This is a genomic window from Microcoleus sp. K5-D4 (genome assembly GCF_036704575.1).
In the GTDB taxonomy this organism is placed as follows: domain Bacteria; phylum Cyanobacteriota; class Cyanobacteriia; order Cyanobacteriales; family Microcoleaceae; genus Microcoleus.
In genome coordinates this window covers 22,064-37,673 of sequence record NZ_JAUBSD010000067.1, presented here as the reverse complement: position 1 = coordinate 37,673, position 15,610 = coordinate 22,064, and the positions used below count along the sequence as shown (strand labels likewise).

At 48.5% G+C, this 15,610-nt stretch carries 13 protein-coding genes; 3 read left to right on the top strand and 10 right to left on the bottom strand.

The features are described 5' to 3' along the window. The 4 genes from QUA77_RS19825 to QUA77_RS19810 form a co-directional block, all read right to left on the bottom strand. Positions 1-550: tetratricopeptide repeat protein (locus QUA77_RS19825; RefSeq protein WP_333451991.1), on the bottom strand; the 550-nt coding region annotated here is incomplete at its 3' end. A 6-nt stretch (positions 551-556) separates the two neighbouring features. Continuing rightward, positions 557-1,324 carry a DUF928 domain-containing protein gene (locus tag QUA77_RS19820; protein ID WP_333451990.1) on the bottom strand — a complete coding sequence of 256 codons (768 nt, stop codon included), beginning with the start codon at positions 1,322-1,324 and terminating at the stop codon, positions 557-559. 610 nt (positions 1,325-1,934) lie between these two features. Then, complete coding sequence (locus tag QUA77_RS19815) at positions 1,935-3,890, bottom strand: CHASE2 domain-containing protein (protein WP_333451988.1); 1,956 nt, start codon at positions 3,888-3,890, stop codon at positions 1,935-1,937. A 130-nt stretch (positions 3,891-4,020) separates the two neighbouring features. Next, on the bottom strand, positions 4,021-4,692 hold the full coding sequence (locus tag QUA77_RS19810; RefSeq protein ID WP_333451986.1) for a response regulator transcription factor: 672 nt from the start codon (positions 4,690-4,692) through the stop codon (positions 4,021-4,023). 299 nt (positions 4,693-4,991) lie between these two features. Here QUA77_RS19810 and QUA77_RS19805 point away from each other — a divergent pair, with 299 nt between their 5' ends. Further along, positions 4,992-5,864, top strand: coding sequence for a class I SAM-dependent methyltransferase (locus QUA77_RS19805; RefSeq protein WP_333451984.1), 873 nt, complete (start codon positions 4,992-4,994; stop codon positions 5,862-5,864). A 287-nt stretch (positions 5,865-6,151) separates the two neighbouring features. Here QUA77_RS19805 and QUA77_RS19800 read toward each other — a convergent pair whose 3' ends face one another. The 6 genes from QUA77_RS19800 to QUA77_RS19775 all read right to left on the bottom strand — a co-directional run bounded on the left by QUA77_RS19800 (position 6,152) and on the right by QUA77_RS19775 (position 12,440). Further along, positions 6,152-6,754, bottom strand: a complete 603-nt coding sequence (locus tag QUA77_RS19800; protein ID WP_333451996.1) for a Uma2 family endonuclease — start codon at positions 6,752-6,754, stop codon at positions 6,152-6,154. 105 nt (positions 6,755-6,859) lie between these two features. Continuing rightward, positions 6,860-7,456, bottom strand: a complete 597-nt coding sequence (locus tag QUA77_RS19795; RefSeq protein ID WP_333451983.1) for a Uma2 family endonuclease — start codon at positions 7,454-7,456, stop codon at positions 6,860-6,862. Between the two features lie 79 nt (positions 7,457-7,535). After that, positions 7,536-9,776, bottom strand: a complete 2,241-nt coding sequence (locus tag QUA77_RS19790) for a phosphoketolase (protein WP_333451981.1) — start codon at positions 9,774-9,776, stop codon at positions 7,536-7,538. 210 nt (positions 9,777-9,986) lie between these two features. Continuing rightward, positions 9,987-11,210, bottom strand: a complete 1,224-nt coding sequence (locus QUA77_RS19785) for a COP23 domain-containing protein (RefSeq protein WP_333451980.1) — start codon at positions 11,208-11,210, stop codon at positions 9,987-9,989. Then, positions 11,207-11,698, bottom strand: coding sequence for a hypothetical protein (locus QUA77_RS19780; RefSeq protein WP_333451978.1), 492 nt, complete (start codon positions 11,696-11,698; stop codon positions 11,207-11,209). Before QUA77_RS19780 ends, QUA77_RS19785 begins: the two co-directional genes overlap by 4 nt. Before the next feature lie 133 nt (positions 11,699-11,831). Further along, positions 11,832-12,440: a COP23 domain-containing protein gene (locus tag QUA77_RS19775; RefSeq protein ID WP_333451977.1), complete on the bottom strand. Its 609-nt coding sequence runs from the start codon at positions 12,438-12,440 to the stop codon at positions 11,832-11,834. A gap of 680 nt (positions 12,441-13,120) precedes the next feature. Between QUA77_RS19775 and QUA77_RS19770 the strand changes: the two genes are divergently transcribed. Beyond that, the gene (locus QUA77_RS19770) at positions 13,121-13,726 is read left to right on the top strand and encodes a hypothetical protein (RefSeq protein WP_333041623.1); all 606 of its coding nucleotides are present in this window, start codon (positions 13,121-13,123) and stop codon (positions 13,724-13,726) included. A gap of 138 nt (positions 13,727-13,864) precedes the next feature. Then, positions 13,865-15,241, top strand: coding sequence for a cytochrome P450 (locus tag QUA77_RS19765; RefSeq protein ID WP_333451975.1), 1,377 nt, complete (start codon positions 13,865-13,867; stop codon positions 15,239-15,241). Positions 15,242-15,610: the final 369 nt, after the last annotated feature.

The following is a 15,610-nucleotide window of genomic DNA, read 5'->3' as shown; positions in this document are numbered from 1 at the left end:
CGATTCCCAAATTCCCCAGTGCATTCCCTTCCCATGGGCGGTTTTTAATTGCGCGGGCGATGGCTAAAGTCTGCTGTGCATACTCAATGGCTTTAGCCGTGTTGCCCAGAGAGTTGTAAGCGTTTCCCAAATTCGCCAGTGCATTCCCTTCCCCTTGGCGGTCTTTAATTTCACGGGCGATGACCAACCACTGCTGTGAATACTCAATGGCATTGCCATAGTCGCCCAGGGAGCGGTAAGCGAGTCCCACAATGCCTAGTGCCGCACCCTCCCGTTGGCGGTTTTTGAGGGCGCGATAAATTTGCAGTGCCTGCTGCCAGGAATTAAGCGCTGCTCTTAATTGCCCAGTCTGATACTGTTGAGCCCCCAGCCAGAACAGCCGATCGCCCTCTGCTTGACGGGCATCCGTAGTTTGAGCAGCAGCCGGAAGTGAGGAGTGGGGAGGAATGTAAAATGCAACAGACAAAAGGCAAAAGGCGAGGGGAAACAGGAAGCCCGATCGCACTTTACAATTACTGGATTTAAGTAGTTTTAGCGAGTCAGGCTGCATGGGATTTTAGGGTTTGGGTTGCGGGAGTTGGCGTTGTTGTTCGATCGCTCTAATCTGTTTCAAGCGATCGCTCCAATCTTTCAAAGGTTCAGCTTCCGAACTAGCGAGAGAATCTAGCAGTTCCAGCACCGCCGCTTGGCTTTGAGAAGTCTCAGAGGCTTTGCGCGCTTCGGCGATCGCGTCATACCACAGCCCCGCCTCCGCATACAAGTCGATCCGCCGTTGGGGACTTTGGGCTGCTGCAAGTTGAGACTGCAACGACGCAGCAGGCTGGACTACTTGGATTTCTGCCGCCGCCACCACATTGCTCGGAGGATCATCCGGATCGCAGACCAACACCACTTGCCACTGATAGGATTGCCCGATCAACAGTTGGGGCAGATTTGAGGGCAAAGCAACCGACATTATTCCTGGCTGACTCTGCATCTCGGTTCTGTAGAGCAGTTGTCCCGTGCGAGTAAACAGCCGGAATTGCAGCGGACGAGGAGGGCTATCGGGTACAAACCAGGTAAAGGTCGGATGCCCAGAAATCGTCACTCCCACATGGCTAAACGGCACTAAGGCAGTCAATCTCGCCGATGAATTACCTTCACAACTGCTGCTGCGAGTGGTATTCGTCCCCGTTTCTTTCGGTTTAGAAGGGTTTTGAGGAGGAGTGTATTTGGCCAGCGCTACAGGAGCGACCCAGAACGAAATACTCAGCATTAAACTCGCAATGCCGGCAGAGTAAACGGTTCGACGCTTCAACTCGTGAGTCATCATCTGAATCCTCATCTGTAACTATCTTCTAGAGTAATCAAGAATACACAAACACAATAGAGGACTGTCCGCAAGCTTCGTTTGCGGGAAGGTGCAAAGATATTGGTATCAGCTTAAGGGCAAACCCTCAGTCCGGCAGTCCGGCAGGGGTTTAAACCCCTGCCTCAAAGCGAAAGTCGTCTTCAGACGACTAATGAGTTCTTCAGTCCTCTTTGAGAGGACTTTCGCTCTGAGACAGGGAATTCATTCCCTGGCGGACTGCCGGGTGGGCGGGAGGACTGGGTGGACTGACAGCTTAAGTTGACACGCTTTGGGCATTGCCCTATCCAGAGTTGCCGTGTTGTTGATCGTTATATCTGAGCTCTTGGACCATTCTCAAGAGAGGACTGGGTGGACTGACAGCTTAAGTTGACACGCTTTGGGCATTGCCCTATCCAGAGTTGCCGTGTTGTCGATCGTTATATCTGAGCTCTTGGACCATTCTCAAGAACGGGCAAGATGCCCGTTCCACAAAGAGTGAATTTCTTGTGGAACGGGCATCCTGCCCGTTCATAAATGCCTTATTGAAAATGGTGCAATATCTCATCTCAATTAGCTCCGATTTGACAAGGGTGAACCCAAGCAATTACCAGAACCACCGCCGTTTTGCTGGCCAGGTTAACTCGCACACTGTCCCCTTCGGTTGATTCGGGTAGCGCCGAAATGCTCCGCCTAACTGTTTGGCTAAGTTCTTTGCAAGCTGGGTTCCTAATCCTGAAGGTTGAAGTTTAGGGTTTGGATCTTCGGTTGTTTCCCTGTCTCGATCGATTTCAGCCAAGCTAAGCGTTTCTGACGGAGACTGTTTCCCCCTACCATTATCCGCCACCCGAATCACCTGCCGATCGCCCTCTTGAGTGCAAATTACAGTCAATCGAGTAGCTTCGATCGCGTGTTTCCCGACATTGCAGAGCGCTTCTTCCAGAAAGCGGCAGAGTGCTCGCTTGTGTTCCAACCGCAGATGCGAGGTATTCAAGGGATCGAACTGCACAATTTTGAATTTGATCGTTTTGAGGTAGGGCAATTCTTGTTCGAGCGTGTTGGAATAGACTTTGTAGAGCAATTCATGCAATGGAGCCTGCAGGGCCAATTCGATCGCACTCCCCATGCGGAGATGCGGTTCATCTGCGATCGCGTCTCGTTGCACAGAGCCGTAAACTGCCCGCAATTCTTGATTCAAGCGTTGTAACTCCGGTAGAAATAACGGCGGTGTGGCTTGTTCTTGAGCAGTTCTCAAAATCACAACCAATGTTTGTAACGGGCCGCTATGAATTGCATTAAAGGTCTGCTCGATCGCAAATTGACGTTCTTCCAACCGCAGTCGGAGTTCCTGTTCGTGGCGATAAAATAACGCTGCCGTCAAGCCAGCCCCATTCAACACGAGTACGAGCAACACAGGCACGATCGGCACCCACCATCCCAAAAGAATCAGCCAGTAACAGAGCGCGATCGGGCTAATGCTGGCGACTAAGAGCCCGATCAAAATTTTCCAGGGCGATCGCAGAAATTGTCCCAAACTCATCCCCAAGAGTCCCCAGACCGCAATCCAGAGCGTTTCCCAGCCCTCCCCCCAAACCTGAAGCAACGGCCGCCGATCGAGCACCGCGCTAATCATCTGGCTGGTTTCGTGGGCTTGCATTTCGACTCCGTAAATCCGTCCGGGATTGATACCTGCGATCGCACCTGAACTTGCCAGATCCTTCGCGCTAAAAGACATCATCCCAATCAGCACAATTTTGCCTCGAATCCAGTTCGGATCTACTTGTCCCGCCTTGATTTGCTCCAGGGAAAGCACGCGAAATGGCATTGTCCCGCTGCGAACATTCAGTAAAATTTGGTTCCCGCCTGCATCCGCCCCCACATATCCGCCAGAGTTTGACTGCACTCTGGTAAATTCAATGCTGCCAAAGCGCATCGCCTCCCGATCGCGAATTCCATTACCTAGCTTAATTCCTCGGGTTGCTAAATAGCGCTCTGCCAGCCGGATTGCGAAGGAAAAACGGTATTCCTGTCGATCGTTGTTAGTGCCCAATAAACTGCGGCGCTGGTAGCCATCGGCATCGAGTACGAAATCTGCAAAGCCAACCTGTTCGGGTGGTAGCGCGGGCGGAGGTTTGACGATAAAGCCACTGCGATCGGGCAAAGCAATCTCCACTCCGATCGCATTCTTGCTGCTGCGAAACACCGATGTTAGTTCAGCATGACCTGGTTCCACCGGAATATCGCGGACAATATCCAGCCCGATCGCGATCGGTCGATACGTTTGCAAGCGTTTGAGTAAATCGGCAATATCGCGATCGGGAATCGGATAAGTTCTAGCGCGTTGAATATCCTCCTCAGTGATGCCGACAATTACAATCCGTTCATCCATTGGCTCAGGAGGACGCAAACGCAGAAATTGATCGAACGCAACCAACTCCCAAAACTGAAGTGCACCGCTCAATCTAGCCATCATCACAGCGACAATCACCATCACCCCTGGAAGCGCTCCTCCTCCCCAAGTCGTGACGCCGGCTTTCACTGCTTGCAATCGATCGGGCTTCATAATAATGTCCGGTTGATATAGTTATCATACTTTTGTACGACTGTTTGGCCGATGCCCGATGCCCGATGCCCGATGCCCGATGCCCGATGCCCGTACAGGATTTATAAGTAATTAACCAGACTTGATATCACTAATCAATCAATCCTTGTTCCCTAGCTCGCACTTCCGTTTGAATCCGCAGATTCTTATCATCATCAGGATACACCTCTAGCACATCTCGAATCTTAGTCCAGTAATGCTGCACAGTGCGTTCAGAAACATTCATCCGTTTGGCGATCGCAGTATCCTGTAAGCTCTCGTGAAAAGCAAATTGCAACACCTGCATCCAGGCTGGTTTGAGTTGCAGCCCGTTGCGGATCTCTCTGGGTGTATAAATCCGCTCATGCAGCGCCCAATCAACCATTGCCAGCAAGTCTTTCATCGGCTGGCTCTTATCGACAACTGTGAAGCCGCCCATGTGATTGTCGATCAACGGTTTCAGCCAAACTAAAGTCCGAACATGGGCACTCTGCACCACAATATTTAGACTCGGATACTGGTCCATCAACGTTTTGAGGAGTTGAAGCCCTGAATTCGCTTGAGCTATTTCGCCACTCGTCTCTGGCATCACCAAATCCACAATCACCAAATCCGGGGTCCTCTGCGCTATTTGCTGAAGGGCTGCCTGAGCCGTCGGAGCCGTCAGAATGTCTGCCTCTGGATATTCTTGCTTCAGAATGTTAAGCGTGCCACCTAACACCATCGCATGGTCATCCACAACTAAAAATGTTCGTTTCTCCGGTTGAGGTAAAGTCTGGGGCATAATTTATTCGTTGCCACACAACATCGTCAGTTTAGGTAATCCGTCCACCCCTTTTAGATTTGGAATTTACGATTTTCGATTTGTGACCTAGTTGAAACTAGGGGCTTTAAACCGCTGAAATTCTCATTCAAAATCCCAAATCTAAAATCGTCTCGGTCATCTTCTTACAATAGAGGAATTACCTGGCTCCCGTCCTGCATCTGTCCGCCAACTGGCGTTGTGGATGTCCGCAACGAGAATTGCGCTTTAGCGCAGTTCTATTATAATCTAGGTGTCGCAGCAGGAAAAAGAATGATTTTATGGTAGCAGAAGGTTCGTATCAAGCCAGCACGTACAATCTGGAACTTGACGCAGAAATCCAGCGGTTAAAAGGTCAAGTTCTCCTCAGTTGGGAAAAGGAGGCGCGCAATTTAACTTGGTTCGGTTTAGCTGACGGGATGAATGTTTTGGAAGCGGGTAGCGGGCCGGGATTTTTCACTGAAAAACTGTTAGAATTTCTGCCAAACAGTCCCGTAACAGCGGTAGAAATTGACCCGGTACTGCATGAAAAAGCAGTAGCATATTTGCAGGACAAAGGGGGCGCTCGAGTAAATCGCATTCAAGCATCGGTGGCGGATACTGGTTTGGATGATAACACCTTTGACTTTGCGATCGCCCGTTTGCTGTTCGTTCACCTTCCCGATCCCGTCGCAGCAGCTAGAGAAATATTCCGCATCTTGAAACCGGGCGGCAAACTGGTGATTATTGATAGCGATGCCGATCTGTTTTGGCTGACAAATCCACCTTGGTCAGTCGAGATTGTCAGGGAGAAATTCAAGCAGGTAATGGCATCGCGGGGCGGCAATTTATGCGTCGGGCGAAATCTGTGCCGCATTCTCAAAGAAGCTGGGTTTGGTAGCGTTGATTTAGAAGCGGTTGTCAGCCACAGCGATTTAATTGGAATTGAAGCGTTTGAACCTTTGCTAGACTCCGGGCCCATTTTGCAAATGGTCAAACAGGGGTTGATTTCCGAGTCGGAAATAGAAAGCTATCTGGTTTCGCGGGATGAGTTTGTAGCTGCGGGCGATCGATCGATGATGAGTTTTTGGTTGATGGCTTGCGGGGAAAAAAGCAATAAAATTAATACCCATTTTTCACAAAACATTGATGTTCTGCCGCAGCAAAACTTCTAGCACTCTAGCTAAATTAGCAGATAAAAAAGCCCAATTATCTAACAGTAAAACAGGAAAAAATTCCGAATAAATTCTCACCTCAGCATAAAGATTTAATATAAAACCTATAAATTTTTATATTTTTGATCTTAGTAACTTTACACCTACCAGTATAACAAATCCTTGGAGCCGATCGCGCAAAGGCTGTTTGTGAGAGCAAATGGTTGTCTGTCACATTTTAGCTTAACCAATCAAGTCGTTAGCGAAGCCCTCGTAGACGATCGCACTTTTTACCAACTCCTCAGCATTCAACCCACTGCCCGAACCCCATTAAGAAACTCCGTCCTTGCCTCAATCCTTGAAGGCATTAAAACGCAACGCACCAGCAATTCTAAATCCAACTCCGGCAAAAACTCACTTCTTGAAACTTGCTCGTAATCATCCTCGCGCAGTCGATAGACAGCAAGCCGATTATTTTCCCAAAACCAAACTTCAGCAATGCGAAGTCGCAGATATTTAGCTAATTTATTTGTGCTACCGCTAGTAATCGTTACTTCCACGGCTAAATCGGGATGCTCTTTTCTTGAACCTATATAATAAGACTCGTCTGGTTCAAATGATACATCTCTGGCCCGGTCTCTACGAGTTGCGCTTCCTACAGGAATATATTCAATTCCCATTTCACAAAAGTAGAGTTGTAGCAAAAAATTAAGAATACAACTGATTGTCTCATGTGCTTCACCCAGTGTCATAAACTCGATCCACCCATCAAGATAAGTTATCCGCAAACCCGGAGAGTCGGCCATCAAAGATGCGAGTTTCTCAAATTGCTCCCAACTATAATAACCGGGGAGAATCAATCGCTGTTCGGCAAGAAGCGTAACTGTTTCTTCTAAAACTTGTGCTGTCATAGGTATAGCCATTCTATTTTAATATTGCTAGCCCTTATCTGGTATAACCCTGGTAGGGACAGCATGAAATCGCATTCAAAACTTAGTGAACAAAGTCGATCGAGCTTACTGCGGCCGCATTCCCTTCAAAAAATCCTGTCTTGCCTCAATTATTGAAGGCATTAAAACGCAGCGTACCAACAATTCTAAATCCAATTCCGGCAAAAACTCACTTCTTGAAACTTGCTCGTAATCATCCTCGCGCAGCCGATAGACAGCAAGCTGATTATTTTCCCAAAACCAAACTTCAGCAATGCGAAGTCGGAGATATTTAGCTAGTTTATTTGTGCTACCGCTAGTAATCGTTACTTCCACGGCTAAATCGGGATGCTCTTTTCTTGAACCTATATAATAAGACTCGTCTGGTTCAAATGATACATCTCTTGCTCGGTCTCTGCGAGTTGCACTCCCTACAGGAATGAAATTAATCCCTTTCTCAAAAAAGTAAAGTCCTATAAATATAGCCAAAACACTTTTAATTTGTTCGTGTTCTTCGCCCAGTGTCATAAACTCGATCCATCCATCAAGATAAGTTATCCGCAAACCAGGAGAGTCGGCCATCAAAGATTCGATCGCCTCAAATTGCTCCCAAGTATAATAACCGGGGAGAATCAATCGCTGTTCTGCAAGCGTACCTATTTCTTCTAAAATTTTTGCTGTCATAGGTATCACCATCCTATTTTAAATATTACTAGCCCCTACCCAGCACAAACCAGGCAGGGGCATTCACTCACATTCTAACTTAATGAACTAGCTCGATCGCCCTTTTAGTCAACGCCTCAGCAGTCAACCCATTAAACGCCATCAACTGACCAGCACTAGCAGTAGTTTCTCCCCGCTTCCAAGCGAAAGTATCCCGCTTGCAATTGCTGCGGAGCATCACAGGTTCCAACATCCCAGAAGCACCGCCTGTCACGCCAATCAAGGCATCTCCCCCAAACAATTCGGCAAATTTCTCATCGCTCAAAAAGCCGCCGTCAGGTTCCGAACAAGTATCCCAAGCAACATCGCTAGCACGATACAAACGCCGGGGATTCACAACAGAAACAATCCGCACTCCAATCCCTTCTGTTTCCAAAAATGCCGCCGCTTCAAACACTGGCATTAACGTCATGTCGCCGACAACTGCAAACACAACTTTCTTGCTTTCCCCTTGATTTTGGGAAGCTTGCGGGGAATCGACTTCGTGCAGCACTATTGCACCGTCTTGCAAACCTTGGCGAGTCTGTTCAAAAGTAGTGCGAATTGGCAGCGGCGACTTGCTTGCAGTAATCACAACTCCCTTATTTTTAGCAGTCAAAGCCCACTCGTAACAAGCTTGAATGCTGTTAGCATCCAGTGGAAACAAAGGAAACACATTTCCGTTCCGCATCATCGCCGCAAAATAAGCCTCAATTTCCGGCCGCTGGTGCGTCCAACCGTTGCGGCCTTGTTCCAATGCACCTGCTGTAAATAAGGTGACAGTTGCCGGAGTTGGACGGCGCAATTCTGCCATTGCTTGGGTTACAGTTTGCCAAATTGGTAAACCGTTAATGGCAAAAGATTCGTAGGAACACCACAAACTCCGCGCTCCAAATAGCGATAAACCTACGGCTAAACCGGCGCAAGCATCTTCGCTCAAAGGTTCGTAAACTTGACCGTTTGGCGATTGATTGTACAGGTCATCGGTCGTCGGGTGAATAATTTTGAGAGCTTGGTTGATATTGGCAATTGCCGATGCTTCATTGCCGTCAGCATTAGTGACAAGAAAAGTACGATCGCGCTGGCCCACTTTTCCTACCAAAACCCCCATTGCTGTTGTCGAAATCTTCGGTTCTCCCCCAACTGCAAATTCTTCTAAAGGCAATTCGCCTAAATCGGCCAGTGGCAATGTAAACTCAGTAACAACTGTTTTTGCCGCCGGCCCGCCGCCGGCACGCTCGCTATTTGTCCGTACCAACTCCCAAGCAGCAGCAGGCAAAGCGCGCTCTTTTAAAGCACTGATAATGTGCGGAGCATCCAGCGTATCTTTCGGATAAAGGTTGTGAGATTTTGCTCCGCGCGCGTGGACGCCGGCACCTTTCAACTGTTTGATAATAAACACAGTTAATTTGCCGCCGAGAGCAGATTTTGCCGCTTTGTCAACTCCTTGTAAAACAGCTTTGGTAAATGCCATGCGCTGTTCGAGCGAAAAAGCAGTGCTGTCAACATAATCTTCAGGTTGATTTTTATCGTCAAATTCCTTAGCATCAACTAAGATAACTTCTTCAAAACCGTTACCTTGCCAATAAGCAATCATTTCAGCATTAGTTTTAGTCGAAACCATGCTGTGATGTTCCTGAGAATATCCGTTCCAAACCAACACTGGCAAAAAGTTAGTAGCTTTGGGATAAGCAGTGTGGAAATGCGCCATGCTGCTCATCGGATACGGTTCGCCCATGCCACCGTCGCCCATTGTGAAAGCAAACAGTTTTTCGGGGTGTAAAAGCGCTCCAGCCATTGCGAAATGCTGCCCTTGTCCGAGGGGGCCTGCCGGCGCTAAAAGGCCGGGAATGAAACCGGAAAGATGTCCTAACAAACCGTCTTTTTCTCGGAATTTATCGCGTACTTGCTGCACGTTGAAAATTCCCATATCCTCCAAAGATCGATCGAGAAACATCGCACTGTAAAAGCCGGGCGCGTGATGGCCGACTTCGGTGACAATGTTCTTGTGTCCGAGCATCACCAAAGCGGCATAAGCCTCAGCTTGGCTAGCAAAACCCCCCGGATGTCCCGATGCCTTGCTGGCGGTAACTTGCAGCGTCAGGTAGCGCAGGGCGTCTGCTCCCAGCATCGTTTGAAAGACGGCGACGGGATCGGCAGGATCGGCGATCGACTTGCTCCCCTCGGCGATCGCAGGTGCTTTCCCATAAGTCTCAAAACCAGGGAGTGTTTCCGAAAAATATTGAATGCCTTCGCAAAAAGCGGGCGTTGTTGACGTTGCCTGCGGGGTAGTTGCTGTCATGCTTGATACCTAAAAAATTTGAATTCGATTAATGTAAGAGTAATTTTATAGCTTCCGTGTTCCAAAAAATCATGAGTTCTATTATGTCAGTGATAAATAAGTAAAATATCTCAATTTTTAAGCTAATAAGTAGTTATTTGAGAACCCCGACTTATTAAAAAAGTCGGGGTTCTGTGTTTACTCATTACTAATCGATCTCAAATCCCAAATCTAAAATTGTTCCAGCCGTTCCCGGACATCGATATAAAGCGCAGTACCGCTTTCAGAAAGAGAAGGCACAGCCTTTTGATTCCGCAGCCAAACAAAAAAACTGCTAAGTGCAGGAGTCGGATCTTGATCGCGGCGCAGCGTGTAGATCAAACCTTCGCAAGGCCCATTAACGCGGCTAGTCGTGCAAATCGCTTTCTGGTTATTTACAATACCCACAGTCACATAATTTAGCTGTTTATTGCGGTTATAATTTTCAAGGCGCTGAGTGACTTGTTGGCAGCGAGTTAGAGGATCGTAGCCCGAACTAGAAAAGAAATTAGAATTCCAGCGAATCCAAGGCTCCCTGAACCCTTGCGGGTTTTGATACACAGTCACCGGCTCGCCCGTCGAGGTATCGCACACAAATCCTCCATAACCCAGACTCGGCTGGTTTTGACCAGAGGCGGTGCTGATAGAAAGATTGCTGAGAATATCAAAGCCGTTATGCTTATTTTGTGATAGCAACTCCCTAAAAGCATCGATCGGGATTGCCGCGTTTAGCCCCGTTTTTATCTCCTCAATCTGACCGTTCCACGGACTCCTAATTGTGCCAACAGTATCCCCCTGGCCGTGAATTCCTACCACCCTGCCATCAGCATCAAATACAGGCCCGCCGCTCATCCCGCGCCTGGTTACAGCTTGGTAGCGCAGACGATACCCCGATGAGGCGCTGCCCAAGCGAGAAGAGATGATACCAGCAGTAAACTCAAGTTTTCGTTCAAATCCCGAAATTGGCAGCGGATAGCCAGAAACGTAAATAGCAGAACCGACAACAGCACGTTCTGACTCGCCCATTGGTGCTACTGGATACTGTTCTCGGCTCTGAAACTGTATCAAAGCCAAGTCTATATCCCGGTCATTTTTCGGGAGTCGCTGTATTCTAATCGCAGCATAATCCTTCTCCAAATGAGTGCGAATGCTGTATTTTTGAGCCAGGCTTGCCACCACATGATTAGCTGTCAGAACCGTGTAAATATTGCCCTGTTTGGCAATAATTACTCCCGATCCACTAGCAAAAAAACCCAGCGTGTTGTTAACTTCCACAGTTGTCAACGTCGCTAGCTGGGCAATTTCTTCGGCTGTTTTGGCACAGGCAGCATATTGTTGGCTGACAACCGCCGTCACTGTTAATGCACCTGTCAAGATGATTGTCAGCGCGTCAAACCGCAAACTCCACACATTCATCGATAACTCCCTAGATGAGACGAGGCGAACTGCAAATATATACTAATCGGAATTACCCAACTGGATTTAATTATTTTCTCCAATAATTCCGCTGTTGGTTCACTTCCATCTTCAAAAGCATAGACGCCAAAATTTGGATTTCGATACTTGCCCCTACCGTTAATCGCAACAAATAAACCTTTGGCATTAAAAATCGGGTCGCCACTCCTACCGATTTTAACCTCATTTGTATAGCCCAATATAACCTTGAGGCAAAGATTTGGGTAGCAGCACCGAAACGAAGCCCGCGTCACCGCCAAACCCCCAACCTCAGCAGCCGCAGGAAAGCCGACTGCCAACACTGGCTCAGACGCCGCTCCGGGTTCAAGGGTGAATAGTGCTATTTTATACTCGATCGCGCTGCGAAACTGAACGATCGCCAGATCGCTATTGCCCAGCCGCCTCCGAACTCCTAGCAGTGGGTGGAGGAAACCGTCGTCGGTGACCATTTTCCGATCGCCACAACGTGCCAGTTAGTCAGCACCGTATAGGTTTGGCCCTGGTTCTGGGACGATCGTCCCAGAACCAGAAGATATTCCCGTCGGGATGCGTACCGCTGTTTGACGCGCCAACTTTTCGACCTCAATCCTTGGAATTAGTGATGGGATGGAAAATTTGCCAATCTTTAAGGCTGTCCGAACGGTGGGGAAAAGGGGGCAGTTGCGCCTCATCATCCATGTTTTCCCCTAGCTTTTCGCTGACATCAATGTAAGGAATTTTACTGTTTTCATCAAAAGACGGCATCCCTACATATCCTTGGCGCCAAGCCAACAAATTATACAAAGAGCCGATCGGGTCTTGGCCGGGTCTGAGGGTATAAATCAAATTTTGACACAGCCCATTGACTTGATTCGCCGTGCAGATGACGTTCTGGCCGTTCATCTGCCCTGCCGTAATGTACTTAAGCATTCGTCGGCGGCGATAGATTTCGAGGCGTTGACTCACTAATTGACACCGAGTTGCCGGATCGTACCCAGAACCGGAGAAATAATCGGAAGTCCACTCAATCCAAGGCTCTACGGCACCTTGAGCGTTTTGGTACACCGTCACCGGCGCACCGGTCGAGGTACTGCACCAAAATCCACTTTCCCCCTCTGCTCGCCGACCGTAACTCGGTTGAGAAGCAACCGTCAGGCCGGTGAGGGCGATCGCTGTTGCCACCAAAACTTTTGTCAATAATTGCTGTTTCATGATTTTTTCACTTTGTTTTATGAGATTCGGCACAAAAATCACCGAATGCTGCGATAACACCCTTGACACGCCTGTTCGTTACAGATCCGCGGACTGGGGAATTATGTGATTCGCGACTTGACCAGAAACCAGTTTTTTTTACGAAAACACTTCGTTGCAGCCCTTATGCCTGGTTAAAAAACCCGGTTTTTTTGCTCTTGATGCGTAAGTTTTGATATTGTTCGCGATTTGCACGTTCCCTCTAACCGCGATTTCGGCGCTGTTAAAAAAGCGCTCCGAAGCCGAGCTTAAAATGTGCGCGCAAGTCGGAATTCTGTCCTCATTACTACTAATCAAACTCAGGCTTTTACCAACCGGAAAGAGGCTTTTCACCTCAGACCTTGGAAGGGATCGAGTTGCAACGGTACATCACACCACTGACAAGGTATTTGATATCACTTACGAGCTGGGTCGCGAGCTTGATCTGCTGAGACAGGTATACCGCTGGGTTACACCCGTGAGGGGTAAAACCCCTCTTACCTGATCTAACACTAAAATCCAGGTATTAACAAGAACTCTTAACTTGTTTTCATCTCCGTACTGCGGGAAATACTTCTAAGTGAGTGTAATCAGGGTCTAAGTGCTTTCTACCACCAAAAATCACCCTCCATACACTGACGTTTAGTAGAGTATTAAAAACTATGAACCCTATCTGCAAACAGTTAGGATATTTAGGCGTTTGGTTAATTTTGATAGGCGGTAGCAGTTGTTCTAGCTCAGATGCAGCTACCTCAACCGAAAACCAGAGGCAACTCTCAGCAAGCGCCCCTCAGTTCCAACACCTACAGCTAACGGGAAATCAAATTCAGGCTCGCTCGAGCCAATTAACGCAGCCTTCTAACTCTGTTGCCTCAGTTTTAGGCAGTGCTGCCCTCTCAGAAAATACGGCCACCGTTACGGTTTATAAGGTAGATAATTTGTGTCAAACTCTGAAGCCGGAAACAGTTACAGGCCCAGAGAACCAGTTAATGTCGTCGGCGGTTAATGAAGTGTTAAAGCAGCAGATTTTCGATAGTCTTGGTTTGGCTGGTTATCGCCTCAAGATCGATCGCGACCTCGGAATAGCTACCGTGGATCTGCGAGCCTCCGGAAATTCGCGGCAGAAATTGCAAAATCTGTCGAGTTGTCAGATGTTAGGTTTGTTCGGGGGCGTGCGCCAAACTTTAAGCAGTTATGCTCCTTGGCAAATCAAAACTGTTCGTTTTACAGAGCTTGGAGAGGATATTTTGAGCACCGTTCGAGAATAAGCTATTAAAATTATTGGATATGGGACTTACGCAATTTTCCCCTTAAAAACAAGGGTTGGGAGCGATTGAATAAACCTTCAAACTCTTTGAGATTTGTTGATACTGCTAAGTCCTGTGACCCAAACCCCGGTAATTCCTATGACACTACCTAACGGCCCCACAGCTCCACCCCTTGTGCAGCTAATTCAATGGATCGGCGATCCCCTGACATTCATGGATAAATGTGCCAAACAATACGGCGACATTTTCACAGCTCAAGTGAACAACGGGAAACCATTGGTGATGATCCACCACCCGCAAGCTGTCCAGGAGATGCTCAACAGCAAGGCGTTTCACGCTCCAGGCAGCCTGAACAGCATCCTAAAACCCTTGATGGGAGAACAATCCATGATTATGCTATCGGGAGAAAGGCACAAACGCGAGCGCCAATTATTGATGCCACCATTTCACGGGGAACGGATGCGGAATTACGGCCAACTAATTTGCGATATCGCTCAAGATGTTGCCAGCAAATGGTCGGTCGATCGACCTTTTGTGGCCCGCAGCGCGATGCAGGAAGTCACCATGCGGGTAATCCTGCAAGCTGTCTTCGGCATGGATGACGGGCCGCGATTGGAAGAGATCAGGCCCCTACTTGCCTCAGTCCTCGATATGACGAGCTCTCCCTTGCGATCGAGCATACTGTTTTTCGGCTGGATGCAGCAAGATTGGGGCTCTTGGAGTCCTTGGGGACGCATGAAACAGCGGCGGCGGAAAATTGACGAACTGATGGACGCGGAAATTGAAGAACGCAGACTCCAACCAGACGCCAACCGCACCGACATTCTCAGCTTAATGATGACCGCGCGCGACGAAAACGGCCAACCAATGACTAATGAAGAATTGCGCGACGAGTTGATGACGCTGCTGTTTGCAGGCCACGAAACCACAGCAACGGCCCTAGCTTGGGCATTTTACTGGATTCACAGTTTGCCCTCGGTGCGCCAGAAGTTGCTACAAGAATTGGACAGTTTGGGGGAAAATCCCGACCCGATGGAGATTTTCCGCTTACCTTACCTGAGTGCAGTTTGTCAGGAGACGCTGCGAATTTACCCCGTGGCAATGCTGACGTTTTCGCGAGAAGTTCTCACGCCCGTGGAACTGATGGGATATCAACTCGAACCGGGCACGGTTGTCATCGGCTCGATTTATTTGACCCACAGACGGGAGGATTTGTATCCAGAACCCCTGCAATTTAAACCGGAACGGTTTTTGGAGAGGCAATTCTCGCCTTACGAGTATTTGCCCTTTGGAGGCGGCAGCCGCCGCTGTATCGGCTTGGCGCTGGCGCAGTTGGAGATGAAACTCGTGCTGGCAACCATTTTGCGGAATTTCGACCTGGTATTGGTTGAGAAAAAGCCCGTACAGGCCAAACGCCGAGGGGTGACTTTAGGGCCTGCCGGCGGCGTGCGGATGGCTCTGCAGGGGCGGCGGATGCGGCAGCAGATGCCTGAACCGGTCGCTAGTGGGGTTTGATGTCGCAGCGGTGGCAGCGGGCGATCGAACTTTCAGCTTTGAGTGCAAACAATTTAGGGAGAATGTGCGATCGTCCGCAAATGCCACCATTTTTTGTAGCACCCGCTACAGATAAATAGCTATAATCCTTAACCTGTAAGCCTCCCCCTCTCAATTTTCAAATTCTCAGTCTAAAATGATAGGAACCTTGCAAACCCAGCCTGAAAGCAAAAGTGGGTGATTGCAATAGTCCTCTTGATATCTCAAAAGCCTCCCTGCCATACTTTAAAAACATATGCATACCCTGTTATTCAGCAAGGTCGGAAGCGTGTTGGCATTGCCAGCAATCTTCCGGCCTCTTTATTTTTTGGGCTACTTCAGGCATGGGGT